Source organism: Dellaglioa sp. CoH-57-MRSF-19 (genome assembly GCF_056781975.1).
In genome coordinates, this window is record NZ_JBXAXW010000149.1 from 1 (window position 1) to 413 (window position 413).

The 413-nt window shown below is 52.8% G+C and carries 1 protein-coding gene; it reads left to right on the plus strand.

The features are described 5' to 3' along the window. The coding region (locus AC1RO3_RS08710; protein WP_481764034.1) for a DUF3175 domain-containing protein at positions 1-213 on the plus strand (213 nt) is incomplete at its 5' end. Positions 214-413 lie beyond the last annotated feature (200 nt).

Consider the following 413-nt stretch of genomic DNA (forward strand, 5'->3'; position numbering starts at 1 on the left):
GGCAAGTTCGCGGATGGAAGCGCCGAATCAATCGCAGAGTGGGCTGAGCGTAGCCATAACGGAAATATCGGCAAAGCAATTCAGTCAATCTCGTTCTATCTGAATCGCGGAGGCAAAAACCTGAGCGATGAACAGAAGTCGAAAGTGGAACACGCCAAGGGCATCCTTGAACGCAAGCATGCTAAGGCCGGTGGTGAGCACAAGAAGGACTAACTTGGGATTCCCAATTTTATAGAGTAATCCCGATAGCGTGCGGGACGTTTTTCTCAGGCGAGTGAAGTGTGGTTTTGGGCCTGTACGCTATTTTGGGATGATCGTGCGAAAGCAAGCCGGTGGCGGGAACCGGTTAGATCATCCCTTTCTTTTTGCCCGGCGCTCGGCATGCGCACGAGGTTCCGACTTCTGCCAGCATC